Origin of the sequence: Flavihumibacter sp. (assembly GCF_036676075.1) — a bacterium.
GTDB lineage: Bacteria > Bacteroidota > Bacteroidia > Chitinophagales > Chitinophagaceae > Flavihumibacter.
In genome coordinates this window covers 571,239-595,239 of record NZ_JAKFDQ010000006.1, presented here as the reverse complement: position 1 = coordinate 595,239, position 24,001 = coordinate 571,239, and the positions used below count along the sequence as shown (strand labels likewise).

Genomic DNA, 24,001 nt, shown 5'->3' with positions numbered 1-24,001 from the left:
TTTTATATGATCATCACCAAAACCCTTTAATTAAAAGACCAAGAATAGCAGCAACAATGATAATAACAGGTTCCTGGATCCTCTTGAATTTTAATAACACTATTACAGTGAATAAAGCTAAGAGTAAAGATACAACATCTGATAGCTGTCGGTTTCCCAATACAATCACTGCACCTATAATTGCGCCTATTGCAGCTGCTGTAACCCCGTCTACAAAAGCTTTTATCGATGGATTTTTACCATATTTTTTGAAATAAGGAGCGGGAATGATCGTAAAAAGATAACAAGGTAAAAATGTTGCCAGTGACGCTACACAGGCGCCAGGAACTCCTGCAACAAGGTAGCCAATAAAACCTACAGTAATAACAACGGGCCCGGGAGTGATCATTGCCACAGCAACCGCATCTAAAAATTGTTGTTCATCGAGCCACTGATACTCTTTCACCACACCACCATATAAAAATGGAACAATAGCCAGGCCACTACCAAATACAAAGGCTCCTGCTTTGAAAAAAAACCATCCGATCTGACCAAGCTTTTCATTTATTGGAAAATTGCCAACCACCTGCAGCAGCACCGGGGAAAAATTAATGGTATTATGGATATCATTGAATTTTGGAGGAAACCTGTAGATCCAAACAATGATACCTGCTAACAGTATCATCCAAAGTATTTCTCTTTCAGTTATAAACGTTGAAATGGCAAGTACAATCGCAATTGCCCATAATAACCAATCCTTTCCCAAACTTTTCCGCGATAATTTATAACTGCTTACTGCAATGATTCCAATAACGGCTGCACCAATTCCATAAAAGACTGCCTGCATCCAGGGCAGCCCTCCTGCTTTTACATATGCATATCCTAAACCCAGTACCATTATAAAAGAAGGCATAACAAAGGCGAGACCAGCCAGTGTGGCCCCTAATATCTTATAGTGCACATATCCCAGGTAAATTGATAGTTGGGCTGCCAGGGGTCCGGGGGCTAGCTGGGCCAATGCCAATCCTTCCCTATAATCCTCCTCTCCGATCCATTTTCTATTGTCTACAAGGTCGCGGTGCATATAACCTACTAACGCCACGGGACCACCGAAACCAATTGTTCCAAGCCAAAGGAAATATAAAACCAACTGTTTTAAACTATAGGGAGGAGTTGTCATTAATCAACTGGATTGATTTGTAAAACATTGATTGAATGTGCAAATTCAGGAAGCCTCTAAACCGGGAATAGAATGCAGATAACTTTTTGTACAGGCATTACTTTTCTTTCAACTTTTTCCGGTAGGCAGAGGGATTTTCTCCTGTATGCTTTTTGAATATCCTTGTAAAATGGCTTTGGTCAGAAAACCCAGTGAGGTAGGCTATCGCTGTAAGTGAATAGGAAGCTGTCCTCATCAGCTCCTTTGCTTTTTCAATCCTCTGCTTGCGGATATATTCACCAAAAGATAAGTCCTCAAAGTATTTAGAGAATTCTCGCGAGAGATAAGAAGGGTTTATCTCTAACCCTTTCGATATTTCTTTAAGGCTTAGATTGGTATCGATCTGATCCTGTATTATACCCTTAAGCTCTTTTGCCCATGCAGGTATTTTTTTACCAGAACCAGGTTTGGTCTTCAAAAATTTATTAAACACATTCAACAACAAACTTTCGAAGGGCTGCTGTGTATGCTTTTCTTTTTGTAAATATTTGGCCCAGCTATATAATGCATCATATATCAACATTCCTTTTTCCAACAATTCATGATCGTTTGTAAAGTTGTAAGCAAGTCCTGATGATATTGCCCATAAGCCAGATGACTGAAAGGCAATTTCATGATGATCAGTATCGGCGCCACGAACAATACCGGCCATCGTGAGGATGGCGGGATCTTTTATTTTGTATGCCTTAATCAACGCATCAAACGTGCAGTTGGCGCCCTGATGAGTAAATTCTACATCGGGCACGTCAAAGGGGATGGCATCAAGTTCAATTGATTTTCTAACTACCTGATCGAAGGGAACATAGATGAATTCGGCATTGCTATCAATAAACCTTTTAATAAGCCAAGGGCAGGCAATTCTGTCAATCTTTGGCCGCTCACGGGTTATCCATTTCATGATTTTTTGAAATTACTAATTCTGATAATTCCAGAATCATATTATTGTCAATATTGAGGCGGCTGCGTGTTACTGAAGATCATTCATGACAATCCACCGGCAGGAACCATGCAATTCATCATTCCGATCCTTCAAAAACAGGTAATTCATGCCATACGGGGGGTGCTGTTCGTGACAGTCCACCTGGGTTTTACCGTACTCGCGAAAGGGTTTTTGCTGGGTTTCGACAGGGTTTTTAAGGACTACCCAGGCACTCCCAAGGCACTCTCAAAGGACTCTGGCTGGGGTCCCTCTTTTTAATAATGCTTAAAAGCACGAGTATTGCATAGCATTGTTGACTATCTTAAATAAAAAGATCAGAGGATGCCACTTACTACCCAGATAACATGGTTGTTTCTATTAGCCATTCCAATTGCCTGTGTGGCCTGGACGGTTACGCATGAAGAAGTGTTTAAAGAACCCAGGGAATATTGTAAAAGAAAAAGTAATGAGTGTAAATCTCTTTTAGAAAGAAAATTCTTTTACCTCTTTACCTGCGAATATTGTTTCAGTCATTATGTGACTATACTGTTTCTGATCATTACAGAATACAAACTATTATTTACCGATTGGAGAGGCTACCTCATTGCCGGTTTTTCACTTGTATGGATCGCGAATATTTATATGAGTATTTTCATCTGGGTGCGGCAGGATGTAAAGAAAGTAAAAACAGAAATTGAAGTGCTGGAAAGCGAATCAAAAATCGGGTAATGAAAAAAGTGTTTTGTTTCGGTGAATTGCTGATGCGCCTGTCTCCCGCGTCCAATGGGAAATGGATCGATACCGCCACCATGCCGGTTTATATTGGCGGGGCTGAACTTAATGTTGCGAATGCACTTGCAAAGTGGAATATACCGGTGAAATATTTTACCGCCCTTCCTGATAATTTCCTGAGCAGGGAAATTGTGGAAGATCTCACCAACAAAAACATCGATTGTTCTGCAATACACTATTCGGGAAACCGCATCGGAACCTATTATTTAACCCAGGGTGCCGATCTGAAAAATGCCGCACTGGTATATGACAGGGCTGGCTCTTCCTTCGCTGATCTAAAACAGGGAATGATCAATTGGGACAGCATACTGGATGACTGCCATTGGTTTCATTTTTCAGCTATTTGTCCGGCCCTGAATAATAATATTGCAGCACTCTGCAAAGAAGCCCTTGAAGTTGCCAGCGCAAAGGGTCTCACCATTTCGGTTGACCTCAACTATCGGTCCAAATTATGGCAGTATGGAAAGCAACCTACTGAAATAATGCCCGCGCTGGTAAACCATGCTGATCTCATCATGGGAAATATCTGGTCGGCTGAATCATTGCTGGGAATTGAAACTGCTCTTCAGGAAACTAAGGGCGCAACCCGTTCTGAACTGATCAACGCTGCTGAACGGAGCATGGCTGCATTGCATCAACGATTCCCCCAGGCAAATACATTGGCCTATACTTTTCGTATGGATTCATCTTATTGGGCCATCATGCAACAAGAGCAGGAACAGTATATATCTAAGGAATTTGCACTTGCGGATGTAATCGATAAAGCCGGTAGTGGCGACTGCTTTATGGCCGGACTGATCTATGGAATGCTCAATAGTAAGGAGCCTGCGCAAATGATCAACTATGCTGCCGCTGCAGCCGTTGGAAAATTATATGAAAGAGGCGACGCTACTCATCAAAGCATCGAAGATGTAAACAAACGGGTTCTGGGAACAATATGAAACAGTTGAAGAAAAAACTGGCCAACCCAAAACGAGCTGGCCAATTTTAATTTATCAATTCTGCTTTGCATCATCATTATAGATATCCCTGATGCATACATATTTTCCATCGCGCTTCTCCCAGATGGCCATATACTTTCCTGAATTTATCACTTTACCGGATGCATCCTTTGTAGTGGATTTTCCAACTTCAGTGATGTAATTGCCCTCTCCAAAAACTTCTACCACATCATAACTTACTGTAGCTCCCTTGGCTCTTTTGGCCAGACTTTCCCCCACATCTTTCCTGATGGCTTCCTTGCCCTGGATCATGGGATTGTTATTCCTCAAACTGACCGCATCATCAGCATAGAAGGCTGCAATTGCATTAGTGTCGCGGGCATTGTCGGCCGCAGCCCAGGCTGTCTCAAGGTTCTGGATCTCTGTTTTAACGGAAGCAAGATCAACCTTTGCCGGCTGTTCTACTTCAACAACAGCCTCTGTTTTGTCGGCAGCCTTTTCATTGTTACAACTCATAACCAAACACGATAAGGCGATGCAAACTGTTAGAAATTTAAATTGTTTCATTTTTTTTGTTTTAAGGTGAGTAAAGCATGAAATATTTATCAGAATGAGATCAGGTTATTGCTGGCATTTGAACTGGGTTATCATTCTCTTCGAGGTCAGCTATTTTTTTCACATGAACGGGTATACGCAGAAACTGCATGATGAACCATGCAAATAATATCATCAGGCCAAAAAATAAGAGCGTATACTCCCAATTGAAATTTTCTTTTATGGGACCAATTACTTTTGCTCCTACGATCCTGCCGATATTGGCGATGGTCATGTATAATGTAAACTGGCTGGCAGATACTTTCTTCCAGCAGCATTGCATGGCAATGGCAAAAATGCCAATGGTTGAAAAAACATATAGCACCTGGTAGATCACCATAAAGGCACTGATGAACCAGCTTTCGAGCCAATATATTTTCAGAAAAACTAGCATCGATATTAATGTTACCAGTAGTAAACAATAAATATTCAACATCCTGATCTTACCATACCTGTCAATCAATGCACCACCGATGATCATGCCACCAATCCCTCCTATCAATGTTGCTGTTGCGTAGAATTGAGAATAGGCCTGGTCGGTCCATCCGAGTGCCTGGATGGTGAAAATGGGAATAAGCGTATCGATATAATTGAAGGAGCCCTGTGTTATAAAAACGATCATCCCGAACAACAAACTATTTCGCAGACTGCAAACACGATACAAGGATCTGAATATAACAGACCAACTGGTTAATTGCATCCGCTTTGTTTCATGGGAGGCTTCTCCTTTTGTAAAGGGAAGTAATCTTTCACCTTCCCGCTCTCTCAGGAAAAGCGGCACCAGCATAATGAGGCATACAAGAATGGACAGCATTAATATAGCTGCCGAAAACCCATACGCATTGAGGAGACTGCTTCCTATTGCAAGTGATACAGAAGTGCCGATTATTTTTGAGCCCCACATGAATCCATTGGCTTTGGCCTGTTGATGAATGGGGATGATATCAATGGCCATCCCATCGGTGGCAACATCCTGGATGGAGCCAAAAAGGCCAACCATAAAACCAGCAGCCATAAACAGGTTCAGGTTGTTCAGGGGATCAGGAACAAATGACATTGCGATAAAACTGAGCATCAATCCAAACTGCCCAAAAAGAACCCATGGTCTCCTGCGGCCCATGGGCAAATAAGTAAACCTGTCCATGAGAGGTGCCACTATCATTTTAAAACTCCAGGGCAGTCCAACTGCTGCAACAAAGCTCCCGATCTCTCCTGGTGTTTTTCCATTCATGGCCATCCATGCCGGAATGCCAAAAAATGCCATCCCCTCAGGAATTCCCTGGGCTACATAGAGAGCAATAAAATTGAAATACCGTAAAAAGGTATTCTGAGACAATGAAGGGATAGGGTTACTCATATAGAAACAGTCCGGGCTTGGTTCACTAATAAAATCTCAGACAGGCCGCCAGGGCAGCACTATCTTTCAAGTAATAATTTTCGCTTCGTCAATATGAGAACGGGTGTCGTTTTGCCGTAGGGTAGAAAGAAGAAGGCTTAAAGAGGGTAAGAAGAACAAAAGAGGCCTTTTAAATATACTTAGGTTTATTCAGTATCTACCATTTTTTATGGTATTCCTGAAAACTGAACCATTTTTCGTCTCCAGGCCTTACTGGGACTGGGTTAGGGGGTATGTTTCGAATATGCTTCGAATATTCTTTGGCGCCCGTGGCGCGTGGGAAAGCCCGGGTAGTGATTGGATGGAAAGCGGGGTTGCTAACCGATCTCTTTACTGGCAACTGTCATATCAATTTCATTCTCCCATTTAGCCACAACAATAGTTGCAACGGCATTACCGATGATATTGGTGATGGCCCTGCCCTCACTCATGAACCGGTCAATCCCGAGGATCAGCGCAATGGAAGCAACAGGAATATGGCCCACCACCGGCAGGGTGGCCGCCAGCGTTATAAAGCCACTGCCGGTTACACCTGCTGCCCCTTTGGAGGTGAGCAGCAATACCAGCAGCAGTGTTACCTGCTGACCAATGTCCATAGGCGTATTGGTTGCCTGCGCTAAAAAAACGGCAGCCATGGTAAGATATATGGATGTGCCATCGAGATTGAATGAATAACCTGTTGGAACTACGAGGCCCACTACCGGTTCTGAACAACCGAGGTTCTCCAGTTTTTTTATTAGTCCGGGTAATGCCGATTCAGAAGAAGAGGTACCGAGTACGATCAGTAATTCTTCTTTGATAAACGCGAGTAAGCGGAAAAGATTAAAGCCCGCATATTTGAGAATGCCCCCCAATATGAAAATGATAAAGAGGATGCAGGTGATATAGAATGCTATCATCAATTGTCCCAGCGATGCCAGTGAACCCACACCATATTTTCCAATAGTAAAACTCATGGCGCCAAGGGCTCCCAATGGTGCCAGTTTCATGATGATCTTCAGCAATGCGAATAGTCCATACTCCAGCGATTGTATTCCCTGTAACAATGGCCTTGCCCTGTCGCCGATCTTTGAAAGCGCCAGACCCAGCAATACTGAAAAGAAAAGCACCTGCAGCAGGTCGCTGTTGGAAAGCGCATTTACAATATTATCGGGGATGATATGCAGAATGAAATCAACCACCGATCGGCTCTTCCCTTCTTTTACATAGTCCTGGATAAGTGAATTGTCGAGCGAAGCGGGATCGATATTCATCCCCTTGCCTGGTTGGAGAATATTTATAACTACCAGTCCGATGATCAATGCGAGGGTTGTAACCACTTCGAAATAAAGGATGGCCTTCACTCCCACCCTTCCCACTTTTTTGGTATCCTGCATGCCCGAGATACCGGTAACGATGGTACAGAATATTACTGGGGCGATCATCATCTTGATCAGCTTGATGAATCCATCACCAAGGGGCTTGAGCGCTGTTGCGAGAGAAGGATAGAAATGTCCAAGCAGTATTCCGATCACTATGGCAATGATCACCTGAACATAGAGAACCTTGAGATACTTCATGCTTTGCAGATAGTTAGCTCTACAAGATAATTGCTCTACTGTAAACGGGTAAATATTTTATGGGGATCAGGTACCGAATGAGAAGCTGAAGGCAACCCAGGAACCATCGGGGGCAATGCCGAGGATTCGCATGCGTGTATTTGGATTGGCGAGCATTGCTTCTTCAATATCGGCTGTGCTGTTCACTTCCCTGCCATTTACCTGGGCAATGATGGTACCGGCTGGAATGCCGAGTTTATCAAAAAATGCATCCTTATCAACGCGGGTAACAACAACGCCGGCATTGAGTCCGAATCGTTCTTTCAGTACCCTTGATATGGGTGTGAAGGAAGCACCGAGTTTGTTATAGATCTCCCTTAGCTTTTCATCATTAACACCCGCAGGCGATTTTCTTTCTCCCTGCAATATCACTTTGATCTTTTGCTTATTACCATTTCTCAGGTAAGCCAGGTCAATGGTATCGCCGGGTCTGTGCCGGGCTATCTGCTCAGAGAATTCTGCTGAAGAAAAAAGTTCATTGCCATTAACCTGCTGGATGATATCCCCCTCTTCCAATCCAGCTCCTGCGGCAGCACTGCCTTCCATGATACCGGTTATCAATACGCCGGACACCGAGCCGGGTTTAATACCCATTTGTTTCATCCACTGGCTTTCGTCGGCAGGGGCAGGAAATGCAACGCCCAGCACACCACGCTTTACCACTCCAAATTCTGTGAGGTCGTCCAGAATCTTTTTTGCCAGGTTAACCGGTATTGCAAATGCATATCCGGCATAACTACCGGTGCGGGTTGCGATGGCTGTATTGATCCCTATTAATTCACCTTCCCTATTTACAAGGGCGCCACCACTGTTACCCGTATTGATGGCCGCGTCGGTCTGTATAAATGATTCCACCGCCGTACTTCCAAGATGATCATTCGGGGATTCTGAAGTATTTTCTATTACACCAATACTCCTTCCTTTGGCACTGATGATTCCGGCAGTAATGGTTGTATTCAGGGAGAAAGGATATCCTATTGCCAGCACCCATTCACCAACTTCAACTTCATCAGAATTGCCTGATTTCACAAAGGGAAGATTTTTTGCATCTACTTTGAGCAGGGCCAGGTCGGTATCAGGATCGGTACCTACAAGTTTTGCTTCAAATTCGCGGCGGTCAGGAAACACCACCAATATGCGCAATGCATTTTCCACCACATGTCCATTGGTAGCAATATAACCATCGGGAGAAACGCAAACGCCTGAGCCCGATCCATTGCCCCAGGCTTTTTCAGCGGAGGGTGATCCGAGGATTGCGTCAACTGAAAAACGCGGTGCTGCCGATGGACCAAGAACAGTTTTGATATGTACCACACCCGGAACAGCATTCCTGGATGCCTGAACAAAAGAGGGGTATGAATCCTGAGCCGCCGGTTGGGCAACCGGGGGCGGATTGTTTTTTTGTCCCAGCTTGTAGGAGAGCCAGGCGATCAATGCCATTGCCACCAGGATGACCGGAATAAAAACTGCATTTCTCTTCATGTTCCCAAAAATACTCAAATTCGGTTCCAAGTTTGGGTTTACCGCTCCGGGTAAGCTAAGCTTTAACTAAGTATATCATTGATCTGCCTGATCTCATCTCCTGAAAACTGGTAGTTTTCAAGGCAGCGGATCGAATCATCGATCTGTTCGGGGCGGCTGGCACCTATCAATACGGAGGTGATCCGCGGATCTTTCGCCACCCAGGAAAGGGCCATCTGGGCCAGACTTTGTCCGCGCCTCACCGCCAGCTCATTCAGTTTTCCCGCCTTTTGGATCAGCTCGTCGGTAATAGCGTTTTCTTCCATGGCGCCATTACCAAGGTGGCGGGCTGCTCTTGAAGTTTCGGGTATGCCCTTAAGGTATTTATTGGTGAGCAGTCCCTGTGCCAGTGGAGAGAAAGGAATACATCCTATCTTTTCTTCTCCCAGCACATCAAGCAGGCCATCTTCTATCCACCTGTCAAACATATTGTATTTGGGCTGGTGGATGAGGCAGGGCGTTCCCAACTGCTTCAGGATCTTTGCTGCCTTTCGGGTTTCCTCGGCGCTGTAACTGGAGATGCCCACATAAAGGGCTTTGCCCTGGCGAACAATGAGGTCGAGTGCGCCCATGGTTTCTTCCATGGGTGTGGCAGGATCGGGACGGTGGTGATAAAATATATCAACATATTCGAGCCCCATTCTTTTCAGACTTTGGTCGAGACTTGCAACCAGGTATTTCTTTGATCCAAGATCGCCATAAGGCCCGGGCCACATAGGCCATCCGGCCTTGGAGGAAATGATGAGTTCGTCGCGGTGATCACGAAAATCCGTTTTCAGTATCCTGCCAAAATTCTCTTCCGCTGATCCGGCAGGCTGACCATAATTATTGGCGAGATCAAAATGCGTGATACCAAGGTCAAATGCCCTTCTCAAAATTGCCCTGCAATTTTCGATAGGGTCAATATCTCCGAAGTTATGCCAGAGCCCAAGGGAGAGGGCAGGAAGCATGAGGCCGCTGTTTCCACACCGGCGGTATTCCATTGAATCATACCGCGATGGAGAGGGAGTATAGGACATAATCAGAAGTTATTTTTTTTGAGAGGGGTTTTTGATTTTCATGTTCACCGGATCCCAATGAATGATCTTTTGCTCAAAATAGCTATCGTTACACGCAAGGCATGGAGCTGCTGCCCTGAAACCAAAAACAGCATCTTCTACAACGGTCTTGCCTGTACGAACAGCGTCAAAGAAATTGGTAAAATGATCAACATGCTCATTATAACCGGGAGGAGCTTTATATTCTATATCGGGCTTGGTTGGTGTCTTCTGGTCTTCTGCGCTGTAGCGGTTATTATAATTCTGCCTTAAGCGTTCCTGCATGGCTTTAGGATAAGTTTCCAGTGCATCCCATCCACCAATGCCCGGTGCTTTTGGCATGAGGCTGTGTTTGATGATAAGGCTATTGCCCCTTATTTCCATCGCCCCTTCCTCTCCTATCATTTTTACAGACCCTGTATCACCGCTTCCACTTATGAAATTGACGCGGAGACTCATCTGGAAAGGATCATGCGCCTCGCTTTTAGGATAATCCATGATAGCCGCCATCACATCAGGAACATCGCGCCCATCTTTCCAATGACTTAGCTGTCCGGAGGAAAAAATCTTTTCCGGTCCAAGTGATCCGGTGATCACATGGAGTTTAGATAAGAGGTGAACATAGAGATCGCCGGCAACGCCTGTACCATAATCGCGGTAATTGCGCCACCAGAAAAACTTCTTCGCATCATAGGGGATCTTCTTTGTGCCGGCAATATATTTATCCCAGCTAACGGTTTCAGGAGATGCATCATCGGGCATAGTATATTGCCAGGCACCGAGGGCGCTCTGCCGGTCGAAAGACGCTTCCACCATATTCAGTTTTCCTATGGCCCCGGCCTTATATAATTCAGCGGCCTTGGCAGCAACAATACTACTTACACCCTGGCTGCCGATCTGTAACACTTTACCACTTGCCTTTTGTGCAGCTATCATAGGAAGTCCTTCACTGATGCGATGCACCATTGGCTTCTCGCAGTATACGGCTTTACCGGCTTTAAGGGCATCCGTTGTTATTCTTGCATGCCAGTTATCGCTGGTAGCAACTATAACGGCATCAATATCTTTCCTGCTTATGATTTCGCGGTAGTCGGAACTAACAATAAGTTTATCGCCATAGAGTTCTTTGGCGCGTGCAAGCCGACCTGTGTAGAGATCACAAACAGCAACCAGTTCAACACCCGGAACTTTGAGTGCAGAGGCCAGGTTTCTGAATCCCATGATGCCCATCCCGATCACACCGATCCGAACAGTATCATTGGGAGAGAAAGGGCGGGTAAATGGAAGGATTTTTTCTTGTATGGGCTCATTAGCGAGAGAGCTAAATCCACTTGCGGCAAGCAATAAAGCGGAGCCGCTCATCGATTGTAAAAATTTCCGGCGGGAGGATTGCTTTTTATTTTCAGCCATAATTTTCCTATTGTGCTTTATCTCTAAAGATAAGCACGGAGGGGAAAGCAGACCAAGAAAAAATCATAGTCCTTTATCCGGTGCCGGCACTTCAGCAGGAGGCTCAGTATAAGGCTCCTCGTCAGGTATCATATCGGGCTCCTCTTCCGGAATCATGGGTTCTTCTTCAGGCTCCTCCGGTGGTGCAACTTCCGGGAACTTTTCAGGCTTTGGTAACTGGTCAGGTTCATCGGGCTGTATTCTCTTTGGCATAAACGGATTTTATATTGAAATTAAACTCTATTTTCCGATCATGAATCAGGAGAATCTCAGAACCGTTGCCGTAACGCGTTATGTCATGCCTTTGCGCGAAGGCGGTTCATTGCCGGCCATTGCAGAAGCGGATGATGATTTTCTGTATGTACTTAAGTTCCGCGGGGCGGGCCAGGGCGTGAAGGCACTTATTGCCGAACTCATAGGTGGTGAAATTGCAAGGGCATTGGGATTTAAAGTCCCGGAGATCGTGTATGCAACACTCGATGAAGCATTTGGTCGCACAGAGCCCGATGAAGAGATACAGGACCTGCTGAAAGCAAGCGTGGGACTAAACCTCGGCCTCCATTATCTTTCCGGTGCCATATCATTTGACCCTGCCGTTAATAATGTTGATCCACTGCTGGCATCACGGATAGTATGGCTCGATTGCCTGCTCACCAATGTTGACCGAACAGCAAGAAATACCAATATGCTGATGTGGAATAAAGAGCTGTGGTTGATAGATCATGGCGCTGCACTTTACTTTCACCACTCCTGGCAAAACTGGGAACAACAATCGGTTCGTCCCTTCCAGCATATAAAAGATCATGTGCTGATATCTTATGCAACAGAACTGGAAAAAGTGAATACTGAATTTCGTTCTGTTTTAAATCCGATTCTCATTGAATCGATCATATCATTGCTACCGGAGGAATGGCTATCAGGTTGGTCAGATGATGAAAGCCCGGCAGAGATACGGCGGGTGTATTCGGAATTCTTAAACAGAAGGATAGCTAACTCAGAAATTTTTGTAAAAGAAGCGCAGCATGCAAGAGAATCATTTGTTTGAATATGCCATTGTTCGGGTAGTGCCAAAAGTTGAGCGGGAAGAATTCATCAACGTGGGTGTGATACTCTATTGCCCTTCCAAAAAATTTCTTGGATGCCTGTTTACGCTGAATGAATCAAAGCTGAACATGATGAATTGCCAGCTTGATATGGAGGAGCTGAAACAACACCTGAATGCTTTTGAAAAAATATGTGCGGGAGATAAGGCTGGCGGACCAATTGCCAGGCTTGATCTGCCATCGAGATTTCGGTGGTTAACGGCAACAAGAAGTACAGTGTTGCAATCTTCCAAAGTGCATCCGGGGCTTGCACCCGATCCTGCCAGGATACTGGATCATTTGCATAAGCAATTGGTATTGTGAAATGCTAAAGATATTTGGTGAACCATCGTGCTGCGAGAGCAGAAACCTTTTCCATGGCACCTTCTTCTTCAAAGAGATGGGTAGCCTTATGAACGATCTCCAACTTGCAGGGACAGTGCAAGTGTTGCAGTGCTAATTCATTCAGATCGATCACCACTTCATCATTGCCACCCACTATCAGCAGTACCGGTACATTCACTTTGTCGAGAATATTTATTGCGAGGTCGGGCCTTCCGCCCCGGCACACAACCGTTTTGATGAGCGGGTTATTCGCTGCTGCATATAATGCAGAAGCAGCACCTGTACTGGCACCAAAAAATCCAAAATTCAATCCCCTTGCATAAGGCTGTTGAGAGAGCCATTGGGTAACTGCATCAAGCCGGCTGCTGAGCAATGGGATGTTGAACCGGTTATTACGATCCATGTCTTCTTCCGGTGTGAGCAGATCGAATAATAAAGTTCCAAAATGAAAACTGTTTAAGAAAGAGGCAACCATTGTATTCCGCGGACTGCGCCGGCTGCTTCCACTTCCATGGGAGAATATGACAATGCCTTTTGCATCGTCAGGAATAAAAATATTACCCATCAGATGAAGATCACCAACGGGGATGATAATTTCTTCAGCTACCACTTCTGTCGTTTTAGATTTCAATGGAAGTTGTAAGTTCATCGGGAAGTTCATTTTTCAGCAATGCCTGGTTTACTACTTTTGAATGCAGGTCGCCGATCACTTCCCTTGCCGCTTCTTCGAAAGAAGATGACACACGTCTTGAGAATAAATTATCAGAATATATCGTGAGCCTGATCTCGCAGATCTTGTTTTCAGGAGATGCAGGATCGTCTATGCGGAAATTGATCTCTGCCCGCGATATATCTTTATTAAGATTGGATAAATGCATTATCTCTCTCTCGAGTTCCAGCAGGAACTTCTCGTCCACTTTCTGGTAGGGACTATGAATTTCAATGGTCATATGGTTGATATTACTTGCATATAAAAGTAATCCCTGCTACCATATCGCACTATGACGATACTCATTATTACAGCTGATTGTATTCATGCAGCAAAATTCTTCAAACATAAACGCATTAAGCTTTGTTGTTCAATTACTGCAATTCAATCTTATTGCAGGTTTTCAACCAATCTGTTTGAAAATTTTAACATAGTTAAAACGATTTATCATGAAAGTTTTATTTGTACTTACTTCCCACAGTGAGCTGGGTAATACCGGGAAAAAAACCGGGTTCTGGATCGAAGAATTCGCTGCACCATATTACAAGTTAAAGGATGCCGGAGTTGAAGTAGTGCTGGCCTCACCAAAGGGCGGACAACCGCCCATAGATCCTAAGAGTGATGAACCCGAAAGCCAGACACCGGCAACCATCCGTTTCAAGGAAGATAAACCATTGCAGCAGCTGCTGGCGAATACAAAAAAAATAACGGAGGTATCGGCTGATGATTTTGATGCGGTCTTCTATCCCGGTGGACATGGACCTTTATGGGATCTCACTACTGACGTAAATAATATCAAACTGATCGAATCATTCTGGCGTGCAGGCAAGCCCATTTCTGCGGTTTGCCATGCGCCCGCTGTTCTTTTGCATGTTAAAGAGAAAAATGGTGAACCCCTTGTAAAAGGAAAGCATGTTACCGGCTTTACCAATTCAGAAGAAGCCGCGGTACAACTTACAGATATTGTTCCCTTCCTGCTGGAAGATGCATTAAAGGAGAAGGGGGGACTGTATTCGAGCAAGGCCGATTGGGCTTCTCATATAGTAACAGATGGCTTATTGATCACGGGACAGAACCCTGGTTCATCAGAAGCAGTTGCGGAACAGTTAATGGTACTGTTAAATAAATAAAAAAAATCTAAACAGAAATTACGGGATATGCAGTGTGAATGCTGATTTCACGCTGTATGTCCCGTAAATGTATACTTGAATCAGGTATTTTTTACCCCATTATGGGAAGGCTCAAAAAGAATACAAAATCCATGCACGATTTTTGTTCTTATGGCAACCATCTGCTATACCTCATCGTCTAATAGCAGAATAAAAGCAAAAGAATTTGAATAGAAATCCAATGAACTTCCGTTATTCAGGCATCTTCTTCGCCTTATTTGCCACAGCGATCTTAAGCTTCGCGGGCATACGCAGTGCAGCAGGTGCAAGAGAAAGCAATCCGGGTTATGTGATCAGTAAGAATAGCATACCCGCAACAGATAGTAATATAACCGAATCGGCTATCGCAGAAAAGTCATCTTCCATGATGATGTATGAGAGCCTGGGACTTGGTGAGATCGGCCTCGGTATAGAAGCTTTTGAACTTGCACTTAAGGGTTATGAGAAACTGAAAATGGCAGGTAAGCTGGATCGTGATCAATTGTTGACGATCGCAGATTTCAGTCAGCCCAGCACACAGAAAAGACTCTATATAATTGATTTCAACAAGCAGCAACTGCTTTTCAATACTTATGTTGCTCATGGCAGGAATTCGGGCAAAGAGCAGGCTGTTCATTATTCCAATACGATGTCTTCCTATAAGAGCAGTCCCGGTTTTTATCTCACTGAAGGAACCTATTACGGAAGCAATGGATATTCTTTAAGATTAGAGGGACTTGAGAAAGGGATCAATGATAATGCCGACAAAAGAGCTATTGTTATGCATGGGGCAGATTATGTAAGTGAGCATCTTATAAAGCGCCAGGGATTTCTTGGCAGAAGCCAGGGTTGTCCGGCAGTGCCAGTTAAACTTGCAAGGCCCATCATAAATACAATAAAAGATGGCAGTTTACTCTTCATTTATGCGCCGGTGAATTTTTATGCGCAGCGTTCTACACTAATAAAGTAATTATCAATTATTGTTTTTCAGTATGATGAGGGAAGAAGCATTTCCTTTATCATTCTTCAAAGCTTTTTGCTGCCTGATACCCGCGCCAAAATCAGCATTTCCAATCACAATATCCGGCTTAGCATCACCATTAAAATCGCCGGTATCCATTGAGATCCAGTTGCCTTCTGCCACTTCGCTGAATGATGAGGGCTTGAAATCATTGTTGCCTTCGTTTTTCCACAAAATGAATCCTTCTGCGGGCATGGATTCATGATCGGGGAAAAATGATATGGATGCAATATCAAGGTCTCCATCTTTATCGAAATCAACAGCCATTGCTTTTCCGGCGCCGTTCATGGGAAGAAAAAAAGCCTCTTCGAATTTATTCTGTTTATTGCTGAGGTAAACCCTGATACCATGATAGGCTTTGAGAATTGGCGGATAGTCGCCGTTATCACCATTGGTAGCGAGAATATCCGCATAACCATCACCGTTCATATCAACCATTTCGAAATAATTGGATCCATAGGTGGGTGGAAAATGCAATAATCGTTCTTCGAGAAACTTTCCTCCACCCTGGTTCTTGTATAAAAATATCCCTTCATCACCCTGAGCCATCATCGCGATAATATCTGTGAGGCCATCATTATTAATGTCGCGGAGTTCTGTTCTTATAGCACCGGGAAGTGGTCGTAGGATATGTTTCCTGAAATTGCCTTCAGAAAGTTTTTCAAACCAACCCAACTGACCAGTGATGTTACCAAATTCACAGATTACAATATCTTCCCTTCCATCATTATTAAGATCAGCATAGGTGGCGTGAACAGGCCGCTGCAGGCTGTCGAGGAGAATGGTTGATGTGCCGGAATTTTTATCAATTGAGAGTAACTGCCCGATCTTCAGGTCGGAGGGTTGCAATACACCCATCGTGAGCACCATCAGGCTATTCTCTCTTATTACGAGGTTTGATATACCAACACCTACCCTAAAGGAATCAACTTTATTAAAAGCCGGATCAGCAACATAGAGTTGTTGAGAGAGACCATCTCCAAAGAAGATACGCTTGCTTAAACTATCAATCTTTACCATGGTGGTAACCGGCTGGCTATTACGGAAGGCAGGGATTATTGTGTTGAAATCCGACAATCCAATTTGTATGGAAGGCGATTTATTTTCTCTGGGCAAAGGTTCAGCGGGTGATTGAGCAAGGTAGTAATGAGTGATCTTATTCCACTCTTCCAGGGTCATCAGATCGGGGATACCGGTGCGCACATAATGATTCATGCCAAGGTCACGAAAGCCAACCAGCTCTCCCATTTTTGGTAAAACATAATTGGCCCAGGTGGTCTTGTTCAACCACTCAGCTTCGGGCAGGAGGTGACAGGAAACGCAATGTTTTTTGGCAAGTGCATGACCTTCCTCCGCCTGTTCGTCAACATATTTTTTTTGATCGGTACCGGTACAAAAGCTTATCCAGGCGAAACAAATAAAAATAAGGGTGGATATAATTAAAAGTTTCCGGGTGATCATTTGGCATCGTTGGTTTTCTGCAAAATATAACTACCAACCCATAGTCCCTGTTTTGTGCCTTCTTCAACACCCGAGCGGTAATGTATGCCTCCATAAACCCGGCTGATAGAAGCTTCTGTTGCTGCCTCCAGGAAGGAGTTAAAATCTCTTTCCATACCTATATACTCTTTATCACTATCATCATGAAATGAAAAATTATCTCCTAACAATCCTGTGAGGATGGTTGCTGCGGATGCTGATATTACACTATGTCCACTGGGGTATTCGGGGAAGGGAGGAGTTTGAAGAAATGGCACCCATTTCTCATCAATAAGTTCATTGATCACGGTTACCGGCCTTACCACCTCAGAGTTAAATTTCTCTTCCCAGCAGGAGATGAATCCTTCCATTAATCCAACTGCCGTTAATGCGAGTATCCTTGCGGTGAACACTTCATCTGCCTTTGCTTTCCTGGCTGCTATAGAAGCGATGCCCATCCAATGCCCGCCCGGGGTGATTTTTTTATTGGCGAACATCATATGCCCTGTATGCTCAACAACAATGGGGTTATCATCCCAGTAGGTAGCAATATCTTTTAATTCTGGGGTCAGGTTAGTGCTGATCGTATACACTTCTTTAACGCTCTTAAAGAATGCGCTGGAGGTATCTGTGCTGTAGGCAGGTGGTGGGGGTAATTTATACTGCGATGATGAGTCGAGGGCAAAGGTCTTCATATCACCCCAGCAGGGTTCTATGGCATCAGAATAATCCGGTGGTGTGGGTCGCCATTTACCCGGGGCATGACTGCCGATATACCGGGCTTTACCCCTCGACTGTGGATAGTGATCTTTTGCCGCACGCGCGAGTATGCGCTTCGCCACTTCCTCTCCAAAGGCTACAGATCTGTCAAAGGTCTCCTGGTCTAATTTATCATTGAAATTTTCCAGCAGATCATTCTCATAGATCTTCAGGGTATCTGTGGAGAAGGTTACTTTGTAAGCCACTGAAAAAAAAGCCTTCGAAGCAGCCAGTAAGAAATCATATTCTTTTCCTTCCTCTGGTTCCGGCATTTTTTCAAATCCATTCAGCTTTGCAGTCAGGGATGAATAGCCTGGTTTTGCAAACCTGATGGCCTCATAGGACGCCAGTGATGTATAGGAATAAATACGAGCTGCTACCGGTGGCGAAAACACATCATAAATGATCAGGTCGGTCAATCTTTTCTGGTTCTGGTGAAGAACCTCCGCACCTTCCAGGTTCATGGAAGCTATCTTGCTTTTTTCCTTGCATGCGGAGAAGAAAATTAAACTGATCGCTAATAGCAATCCACCTGTTCTCAACAAATATTTCATTAGCTCTGATTATTAAAAAGATACTATCCTGTTATTTCCTTTTGCATTCACCATTTTGATCTCCTTCAGATTCTTACCTGCATTGATGAACCTCCCCGATTGGGAGAGGAATGATGATCCATAATGTAATTCCATTTTCTGTTTCCTGCCGTTCTGGTAAGTGAGTTCAGCATAGTTGTCACCGGGTTCCACTGGTATCCACTTAGGTGCATTCTTCCATTCAAAAATCTTTACGGGTCCCCTGTTCTGCGCTGCGGCCAATAGCGTGGCTCCTCCCTGCTTCCTGAGCTTCACGAGGCTCTTACCATTTCCGGGAATATAAAATCCTGATTGATTGATCTGCATGGGTGAAAATCCGCCTTTTCCATCTCCTTTCATGTAAAGGCCATTGAAGGCATCATATCTTCCCACCGAAACTTCCGTTCCATAATCATTTCCATTCATTACTATGTCGAGGGCACCATCACCATCAAAGTCTTCCGCAACCATGCCTTTGATGGGTGCTACCTGTGCCGCCGTGGGAAGTGCAACTATTTCAAATACTCCCTTGCCGTTGTTGCGGATAAAAGCTGACTCAAGGTAGTTGGCATTAAGAACTAATGCCGTCTTCAGATCTTCCGGTGTAAATAATTTATCGATGGTTGCATCAGCAAAGAGATTATAGTTCTGGAATTTTCCTCTGAGGCTTATGATCTGTTTGATAAGATCATCCCTGGTTTGGGCAGGGTATTCTTTTAATTTTCCGTCTTTACCGGGAAGGTATACAGTGGGGATGGCATCAAAACTTTCATTATTGTCAAAATCTTTTGCATAGATGCGCACGGGGTGTTTCTCGTTTGCACGGTAGAAAGAATTCAATCCCATGTTTCCCGCTATATAATCGATATCACCATCACCATCAAAATCGCCGCCAGTAATACTGTTCCAGAATCCTGTTTTATCATTGATGCCTGATTTTGAGGAAACATCATTGAATTTCCCCTGCTCATTTCTGAAAAATTTCAGCGGCATCCATTCGCCTGCAAGAATGAGGTCGGTCCAACCATCATTATCAAAATCAGTAAAGAGTGCATCGCATACAAGACCAACATCTTTTAACCCTGCAGCGATCTGAGCGGTCACATCAGTAAAGGAAGCTTTACCATTCTTGGTATCGTTGCGCCATATAAAACTTGATACGGGTTTTGGATAATTCCATGGTGCTACTCTACCTGCCACGAAAAGGTCGAGGTCGCCATCCTTATCATAATCAATAGCCCGCACGCATGACTTGCTGGTAAAGTTTTGGGGGATAGCCGTTGAATCTATAGTGAATCCTCCCGTACCATCATTCAGATAAAACTTATCCTGGTAAAATCTGGAATTGGGTTCATTCTCATAGCTGCCGCTGGTGGTGTAGAGATCAGGGTCGCCATCGCCATCTGCATCAAAAAGAAGAAGTCCCATATCTTCCCAGGCTTTTGTGGTACCATCGGCGCCGGGTAACAAGGGTGATGATACAAATTTACCATCAATGCCCTGCACTAATTTCATAGCGCTGTAGGAATAAGATCCGCCGGCGATTATATCATCCGTTCCATTACCATCTATATCGCCAACAGCCAATGCTGGTCCATATTCCGAGAGTTTATGTGGCAATAGTTTCTGGATATTGAAATCAGTGAAGTCGTGTTCCTGGTGTATATAAGAGAGGCCGGTTTCAGCAGTAATATCTTTAAACAGTGATTGCGCTATTGGTTGCTCTATGGGAAACGATGATTGCTTTGCATCGGATTGTTTCAGTTTGAGTAAGTGTTTGGTTGCCACGTTCTGCAATAATTGCGAGCTGCCGTCCCACCACTTCACCCGCAAAGAATCAATCTGAGAAAATTCTCCCAACCCAAAATGGGCTATGTTTTGCATACTGGAAAGATAGCCCCGGTAAGGTGTATGTTCGTACACCTGCATTTTCCCTTTGCCGTAATAGAGTTCCACCCATGCACCAATGCCGTCACGGTTCTGTGCAGATCCTTCAAATTTTAGCTGGAGATAGTTATTGGATTTTTCATTGTCATGATCCGTTCTGTTTTCATAGACCATGGAAACCTGGTTGGTATTATTGATCACAAGGTCCATATCACCGTCATTATCGAGGTCACCATAGGCAGCTCCACTGGAGAAGGTTGGATCACCTAATCCCCATTCTTCGCTAACTTCTGAAAAGGTACTGTTACCATTATTGCGGAAAGCATAGTTATGCAGTTTCACTTCCGGTATCTGTTCCAGTAACATATTTTTTGGGGCGATCTTACTGGCTGATACACGGTAGGTCATAAAATCGCGGTCGGTAATATCTTTCGGGTAACCATTGGTGATGATCATATCCCTGAAACCATCATTATCGAAATCCGTTACAAGAGGTGCCCAGCTCCAATCTGTTTCAGCTACTCCGGCCATGAAAGCGATATCGCTGAATACAGGGTGAGTCAATTTATTATTGCTGTCAATGGCCATACCCTGGTTAAGTTGCAGGGTATTCCTGACATATTGATATTGGTAATTGAATTCTTCGTTATTAATATTACTCTGGTAGTTATTTGCGGCCATCATCATTTTCTTGCGATAGTTGGATGCGGGTAGCATATCTACTGCAATCACATCAACAAGACCGTCATTATTGATGTCTACCACATCATTACCCATGGCCGAATAGGAAGTGTGTTTGAAATATTCAGCGGCCAGGTTGGTAAAAGTTCCATTCTGGTTATTGATCCACAGGATATCATTTGAAAGGAAATCATTGGTTACATAGATATCTTTCCATCCGTCTTTATTTATGTCGGTGATATTGAGTCCGAGTCCATAACCTTCAATAAGAATTCCTGCTTCGCGGGAAACATTGGTGAACACGGGATGACCTTTAAGGGAATCCCAATCGTTGCGGTAGAGCCTGTCGGTATTTTCAGCCGAACCATCTATTCTTTTCTTTTTATACTGGTTAGGATATCTGTCCTCCCCTACTTTATTGGTAAGAATATAAAGGTCAAGATCACCATCATTATCGTAGTCAAAGAAGGCCGCGTTGGTTGTATGCCCTGTATCAGCTACATTATAAGCAACTGCCTCATCAGCAAAAACAGGCTTACCCTCAGCATCGGCTCCTTTATTGATGAAGAGCATATTAGCCCTGAGGGAGGCATCATTTTTAATGGATGCTCCAACATAGAGATCCATCAATCCGTCATTGTTGATATCAACAGCAGCCACGCCTGTTGACCATCTTCCCGCGGCCTGCAGTTTTGCCGATTCCGTAACATCTGTAAAGTGCATCTTACCATCATTTAGGTAGAGCTTATTGCCGGTCATGTTTCCGGTAAAAAAGATATCCTGTAAACCATCGTTGTTATAATCTGCAATGGCCACGCCGCCCCCATTATAAACATATTCGAGGTCGAGGATATTGATCGAATCAGATTCTGTTATGGTATTAGTGAAGCTGATGCCTGAGTCTTCGGGATCAAGTAAATGAAAGACCTGGTCTTTCCGGTTATTGCAGGATGCAAGGATCAGGATAGGGAGGAATAAAGAGATATAAAACTTCATTTTGTGGCAAGTTTTCGCATCGAATTTAACCATTAATAGCATGCCGCTCTAATAGAAAAGGGCAGATGCTATCTGCCCTTTTCTTTGTCAATAAAGAACACGGATCATATGATCTGTTCTATTAATTATATCCAGGATTCTGCTCCAGGGTGGATGTGCCACCTGAAGTATGCAGATCTATCTGTGCTTGTGGTATTGGGAAATACTCGTTTTTTCCGGCAACAAAGGTTGCAGAACCATAACCGGCACTAAGCTTAGGCTTCTCATAGTTCAGGAATGCATTGAGTGTTTCTGCTGCAACACCCCAGCGTACCAGGTCAAAGAAACGATGGCCTTCCATGCCGAGTTCAAGCTTGCGCTCGAAACGAACAGCAGTGCGGGCAACAGCTTGATCAGTCCATGGTGTGGGATAAGTTGAGATAACATATTTAGCAGCAGTTGTTGGAACAAATGTTGCTGGCTTAGCTGCTCTCGCACGAACCAGGTTCACATATTCACGGGCTTTTTCCAAAGAACCACCACCATCAATTTCAGCTTCAGCGGCCATCAGGAGTACATCAGCAAAACGAATGATCTTGTAGTTAATGGCAGTAAGACCACTAGCCCAGTTGGTACCATCTGTAAGTTTACCGGCCTGGTCTCTATAGTATGCATTCTTCTTTGGTGCATAAGGTCCGCCATTACCCTGGTCACGGATCCAGATCTTACCGGGATGCGGACCCCAGTCGAGATATGGAATACCCCTGCGACCAACGGTCCAGTCGAGTCTTGGATCTAGGTTTCCGGCATCGGTAGTGAAAGGATCATCTGATTCAATACCCTGGTCATTTACTACCTGGTTGGCACCAGTGTTATAAGAACCGTCAAGCAGAGGAAGACCCGTTGCATTGGTACGGAATGAATTCACGAATTCAAATGAAGGCTGGAAGAAGCCGCAGCAACCGCCGGGACCGCCATTATAAGGGAAGTTCAATACCTGGTCGTAGTTGGCATTGATACCACCAGAACCATCATTGATAGATGCCTCATAAGCAAAAACAGTCTCAGCTCTTACAGCAGGGTCGTTTTCCCTGTCGGCATTGAAAAGATCATGGAAAGCCGGTGCCAGTGCATAAGCAGTTCCTGCAGAGTTCTTTCCATTGGTAATAACATCTGTGAGGATCGGACGGGCAGCGGTATAATCACCCTGGAACAACAAGGCTTTTGCATACATAACGTGTGCAGCCCAATTGTTCACCCTTCCAATTGCATTAGGTTTCTCCATCAGATTCTGACGAGCATAATCAAGATCTTCCATAATGCGTGGCCATGCATCTTCTGCATTTGAAACCCTGGCATTTGCTACTGTTATAGTTTCATCAACATAAGGAATTTTGTTCCACATTTTCTTTGCCTCAAAGTGATAATATCCACGAAGGAATCTCGCCTCAGCTGTTAACTGTGTTTTTTCAGCTGGCTGGATATCCGCATCGGTAAGGTTATTCAGGATCCTGATAGTAGCGTTGGCCCTGGATATTCCTTCATATAAGGCACCCCATTTTATACCAAAATAGTTATTGGTAGGGAGAGCTGCATACTGCTGGATAGGCACGATATTGGCCTGATCACCGGCATCAGATCCTTTGTTGGCTTCACCACCAACAATGCTGCCATATACCCAGTTGGATCCGCCGCCTTCCCATCCACTTCCCTTCAGGGCAGCATAAGTTCCGATCAGGAATTGCTGCGCACCTTTATAGCTTTGTGCTTCCTGCTCGGTGAGCAGTCCCGTGGTAGATTGGTTGAGGAAATCCTTATTACAGCCTACCAGGCTGAGGACGGATGCCAGTGAAAAAATTGATATGTATTTGATTCGCTTATTGAACATTGTAGTATTT

Annotated in this window: 22 protein-coding genes; 7 read left to right on the top strand and 15 right to left on the bottom strand. The window is 44.3% G+C overall.

Going from position 1 to position 24,001, the window contains the following annotated elements; all coding sequences use genetic code 11:
- Positions 1-13: 13 nt before the first annotated feature.
- On the bottom strand, positions 14-1,159 hold the full coding sequence (locus V6M43_RS02580) for a chromate transporter (RefSeq protein WP_332732471.1): 1,146 nt from the start codon (positions 1,157-1,159) through the stop codon (positions 14-16).
- 97 nt (positions 1,160-1,256) lie between these two features.
- Positions 1,257-2,096 carry a chromate resistance protein ChrB domain-containing protein gene (locus V6M43_RS02575; RefSeq protein WP_332732470.1) on the bottom strand — a complete coding sequence of 280 codons (840 nt, stop codon included), beginning with the start codon at positions 2,094-2,096 and terminating at the stop codon, positions 1,257-1,259.
- A gap of 66 nt (positions 2,097-2,162) precedes the next feature.
- Between V6M43_RS02575 and V6M43_RS02570 the strand changes: the two genes are divergently transcribed.
- The 3 genes from V6M43_RS02570 (at position 2,163) to V6M43_RS02560 (ending at position 3,850) form a co-directional block, all read left to right on the top strand.
- On the top strand, positions 2,163-2,396 hold the full coding sequence (locus V6M43_RS02570) for a hypothetical protein (protein WP_332732469.1): 234 nt from the start codon (positions 2,163-2,165) through the stop codon (positions 2,394-2,396).
- A 63-nt stretch (positions 2,397-2,459) separates the two neighbouring features.
- On the top strand, positions 2,460-2,846 hold the full coding sequence (locus V6M43_RS02565) for a hypothetical protein (RefSeq protein ID WP_332732468.1): 387 nt from the start codon (positions 2,460-2,462) through the stop codon (positions 2,844-2,846).
- Positions 2,846-3,850, top strand: coding sequence for a sugar kinase (locus V6M43_RS02560; protein ID WP_332732467.1), 1,005 nt, complete (start codon positions 2,846-2,848; stop codon positions 3,848-3,850). The genes V6M43_RS02565 and V6M43_RS02560 overlap by 1 nt, the downstream gene beginning before the upstream one ends.
- Positions 3,851-3,904: 54 nt before the next feature.
- Here the strand turns inward: V6M43_RS02560 and V6M43_RS02555 are convergent, their stop codons facing one another.
- The 7 genes from V6M43_RS02555 to V6M43_RS02525 form a co-directional block, all read right to left on the bottom strand.
- The gene (locus tag V6M43_RS02555) at positions 3,905-4,417 is read right to left on the bottom strand and encodes a YybH family protein (RefSeq protein WP_332732466.1); all 513 of its coding nucleotides are present in this window, start codon (positions 4,415-4,417) and stop codon (positions 3,905-3,907) included.
- A gap of 49 nt (positions 4,418-4,466) precedes the next feature.
- Positions 4,467-5,801 carry an MFS transporter gene (locus V6M43_RS02550; RefSeq protein WP_332732465.1) on the bottom strand — a complete coding sequence of 445 codons (1,335 nt, stop codon included), beginning with the start codon at positions 5,799-5,801 and terminating at the stop codon, positions 4,467-4,469.
- A 356-nt stretch (positions 5,802-6,157) separates the two neighbouring features.
- Complete coding sequence (locus V6M43_RS02545) at positions 6,158-7,399, bottom strand: dicarboxylate/amino acid:cation symporter (protein ID WP_332732464.1); 1,242 nt, start codon at positions 7,397-7,399, stop codon at positions 6,158-6,160.
- 66 nt (positions 7,400-7,465) lie between these two features.
- On the bottom strand, positions 7,466-8,920 hold the full coding sequence (locus V6M43_RS02540; protein WP_332732463.1) for a trypsin-like peptidase domain-containing protein: 1,455 nt from the start codon (positions 8,918-8,920) through the stop codon (positions 7,466-7,468).
- Positions 8,921-8,982: 62 nt separating this feature from the next.
- Positions 8,983-9,978, bottom strand: coding sequence for an L-glyceraldehyde 3-phosphate reductase (gene mgrA / locus V6M43_RS02535; RefSeq protein WP_332732462.1), 996 nt, complete (start codon positions 9,976-9,978; stop codon positions 8,983-8,985).
- A gap of 9 nt (positions 9,979-9,987) precedes the next feature.
- On the bottom strand, positions 9,988-11,406 hold the full coding sequence (locus V6M43_RS02530) for a Gfo/Idh/MocA family protein (protein WP_332732461.1): 1,419 nt from the start codon (positions 11,404-11,406) through the stop codon (positions 9,988-9,990).
- Between the two features lie 63 nt (positions 11,407-11,469).
- Entirely contained in the window at positions 11,470-11,658 is a 189-nt protein-coding gene (locus tag V6M43_RS02525) for a hypothetical protein (RefSeq protein ID WP_332732460.1), read from the bottom strand.
- Between the two features lie 40 nt (positions 11,659-11,698).
- On the opposite strand from V6M43_RS02525, the gene V6M43_RS02520 reads away from it, so the two are divergent.
- On the top strand, positions 11,699-12,490 hold the full coding sequence (locus V6M43_RS02520; RefSeq protein WP_332732459.1) for a HipA family kinase: 792 nt from the start codon (positions 11,699-11,701) through the stop codon (positions 12,488-12,490).
- Positions 12,468-12,851, top strand: coding sequence for a DUF3037 domain-containing protein (locus tag V6M43_RS02515; protein WP_332732458.1), 384 nt, complete (start codon positions 12,468-12,470; stop codon positions 12,849-12,851). Before V6M43_RS02520 ends, V6M43_RS02515 begins: the two co-directional genes overlap by 23 nt.
- Positions 12,852-12,855: 4 nt before the next feature.
- Here V6M43_RS02515 and V6M43_RS02510 read toward each other — a convergent pair whose 3' ends face one another.
- Together V6M43_RS02510 and V6M43_RS02505 are read right to left on the bottom strand one after the other, a co-directional pair.
- The gene (locus V6M43_RS02510; protein ID WP_332732457.1) at positions 12,856-13,521 is read right to left on the bottom strand and encodes a dienelactone hydrolase family protein; all 666 of its coding nucleotides are present in this window, start codon (positions 13,519-13,521) and stop codon (positions 12,856-12,858) included.
- A complete protein-coding gene (locus V6M43_RS02505) occupies positions 13,493-13,822 on the bottom strand; it encodes a hypothetical protein (RefSeq protein WP_332732456.1) in 330 nt (109 codons plus the stop codon). The genes V6M43_RS02510 and V6M43_RS02505 overlap by 29 nt, the downstream gene beginning before the upstream one ends.
- Before the next feature lie 208 nt (positions 13,823-14,030).
- Between V6M43_RS02505 and V6M43_RS02500 the strand changes: the two genes are divergently transcribed.
- Both V6M43_RS02500 and V6M43_RS02495 read left to right on the top strand, forming a co-directional pair.
- A complete protein-coding gene (locus V6M43_RS02500; RefSeq protein WP_332732455.1) occupies positions 14,031-14,711 on the top strand; it encodes a type 1 glutamine amidotransferase domain-containing protein in 681 nt (226 codons plus the stop codon).
- 205 nt (positions 14,712-14,916) lie between these two features.
- Positions 14,917-15,699, top strand: coding sequence for a murein L,D-transpeptidase catalytic domain family protein (locus tag V6M43_RS02495; protein WP_332732454.1), 783 nt, complete (start codon positions 14,917-14,919; stop codon positions 15,697-15,699).
- Between the two features lie 3 nt (positions 15,700-15,702).
- On the opposite strand, the gene V6M43_RS02490 is transcribed toward V6M43_RS02495, so the two are convergent.
- The 4 genes from V6M43_RS02490 to V6M43_RS02475 form a co-directional block, all read right to left on the bottom strand.
- Positions 15,703-17,211 carry an FG-GAP repeat domain-containing protein gene (locus V6M43_RS02490; protein WP_332732453.1) on the bottom strand — a complete coding sequence of 503 codons (1,509 nt, stop codon included), beginning with the start codon at positions 17,209-17,211 and terminating at the stop codon, positions 15,703-15,705.
- Complete coding sequence (locus tag V6M43_RS02485) at positions 17,208-18,542, bottom strand: vanadium-dependent haloperoxidase (protein WP_332732452.1); 1,335 nt, start codon at positions 18,540-18,542, stop codon at positions 17,208-17,210. The genes V6M43_RS02490 and V6M43_RS02485 overlap by 4 nt, the downstream gene beginning before the upstream one ends.
- A 12-nt stretch (positions 18,543-18,554) precedes the next feature.
- Entirely contained in the window at positions 18,555-22,124 is a 3,570-nt protein-coding gene (locus V6M43_RS02480) for a VCBS repeat-containing protein (RefSeq protein WP_332732451.1), read from the bottom strand.
- A gap of 121 nt (positions 22,125-22,245) precedes the next feature.
- Positions 22,246-23,991 (bottom strand): RagB/SusD family nutrient uptake outer membrane protein, encoded by a 1,746-nt coding sequence (locus V6M43_RS02475; protein WP_332732450.1) that lies wholly within the window; start codon positions 23,989-23,991, stop codon positions 22,246-22,248.
- Positions 23,992-24,001: the final 10 nt, after the last annotated feature.

What these genes read in the sequence shown, in the direction of transcription:
- V6M43_RS02540 (WP_332732463.1), bottom strand. Translation starts at nt 8,920, where the DNA reads ATGAAGAGAAATGCAGTTTTTATTCCGGTCATCCTGGTGGCAATGGCA.
- V6M43_RS02505 (WP_332732456.1), bottom strand. Translation starts at nt 13,822, where the DNA reads ATGACCATTGAAATTCATAGTCCCTACCAGAAAGTGGACGAGAAGTTC.
- V6M43_RS02575 (WP_332732470.1), bottom strand. Translation starts at nt 2,096, where the DNA reads ATGAAATGGATAACCCGTGAGCGGCCAAAGATTGACAGAATTGCCTGC.
- V6M43_RS02555 (WP_332732466.1), bottom strand. Translation starts at nt 4,417, where the DNA reads ATGAAACAATTTAAATTTCTAACAGTTTGCATCGCCTTATCGTGTTTG.
- V6M43_RS02525 (WP_332732460.1), bottom strand. Translation starts at nt 11,658, where the DNA reads ATGCCAAAGAGAATACAGCCCGATGAACCTGACCAGTTACCAAAGCCT.
- V6M43_RS02530 (WP_332732461.1), bottom strand. Translation starts at nt 11,406, where the DNA reads ATGGCTGAAAATAAAAAGCAATCCTCCCGCCGGAAATTTTTACAATCG.
- V6M43_RS02520 (WP_332732459.1), top strand. Translation starts at nt 11,699, where the DNA reads ATGAATCAGGAGAATCTCAGAACCGTTGCCGTAACGCGTTATGTCATG.
- V6M43_RS02475 (WP_332732450.1), bottom strand. Translation starts at nt 23,991, where the DNA reads ATGTTCAATAAGCGAATCAAATACATATCAATTTTTTCACTGGCATCC.
- V6M43_RS02580 (WP_332732471.1), bottom strand. Translation starts at nt 1,159, where the DNA reads ATGACAACTCCTCCCTATAGTTTAAAACAGTTGGTTTTATATTTCCTT.
- V6M43_RS02545 (WP_332732464.1), bottom strand. Translation starts at nt 7,399, where the DNA reads ATGAAGTATCTCAAGGTTCTCTATGTTCAGGTGATCATTGCCATAGTG.
- V6M43_RS02480 (WP_332732451.1), bottom strand. Translation starts at nt 22,124, where the DNA reads ATGAAGTTTTATATCTCTTTATTCCTCCCTATCCTGATCCTTGCATCC.
- V6M43_RS02550 (WP_332732465.1), bottom strand. Translation starts at nt 5,801, where the DNA reads ATGAGTAACCCTATCCCTTCATTGTCTCAGAATACCTTTTTACGGTAT.
- V6M43_RS02565 (WP_332732468.1), top strand. Translation starts at nt 2,460, where the DNA reads ATGCCACTTACTACCCAGATAACATGGTTGTTTCTATTAGCCATTCCA.
- V6M43_RS02510 (WP_332732457.1), bottom strand. Translation starts at nt 13,521, where the DNA reads ATGAACTTACAACTTCCATTGAAATCTAAAACGACAGAAGTGGTAGCT.
- V6M43_RS02515 (WP_332732458.1), top strand. Translation starts at nt 12,468, where the DNA reads ATGCAAGAGAATCATTTGTTTGAATATGCCATTGTTCGGGTAGTGCCA.
- V6M43_RS02490 (WP_332732453.1), bottom strand. Translation starts at nt 17,211, where the DNA reads ATGATCACCCGGAAACTTTTAATTATATCCACCCTTATTTTTATTTGT.
- V6M43_RS02560 (WP_332732467.1), top strand. Translation starts at nt 2,846, where the DNA reads ATGAAAAAAGTGTTTTGTTTCGGTGAATTGCTGATGCGCCTGTCTCCC.
- V6M43_RS02485 (WP_332732452.1), bottom strand. Translation starts at nt 18,542, where the DNA reads ATGAAATATTTGTTGAGAACAGGTGGATTGCTATTAGCGATCAGTTTA.
- V6M43_RS02500 (WP_332732455.1), top strand. Translation starts at nt 14,031, where the DNA reads ATGAAAGTTTTATTTGTACTTACTTCCCACAGTGAGCTGGGTAATACC.
- mgrA (WP_332732462.1), bottom strand. Translation starts at nt 9,978, where the DNA reads ATGTCCTATACTCCCTCTCCATCGCGGTATGATTCAATGGAATACCGC.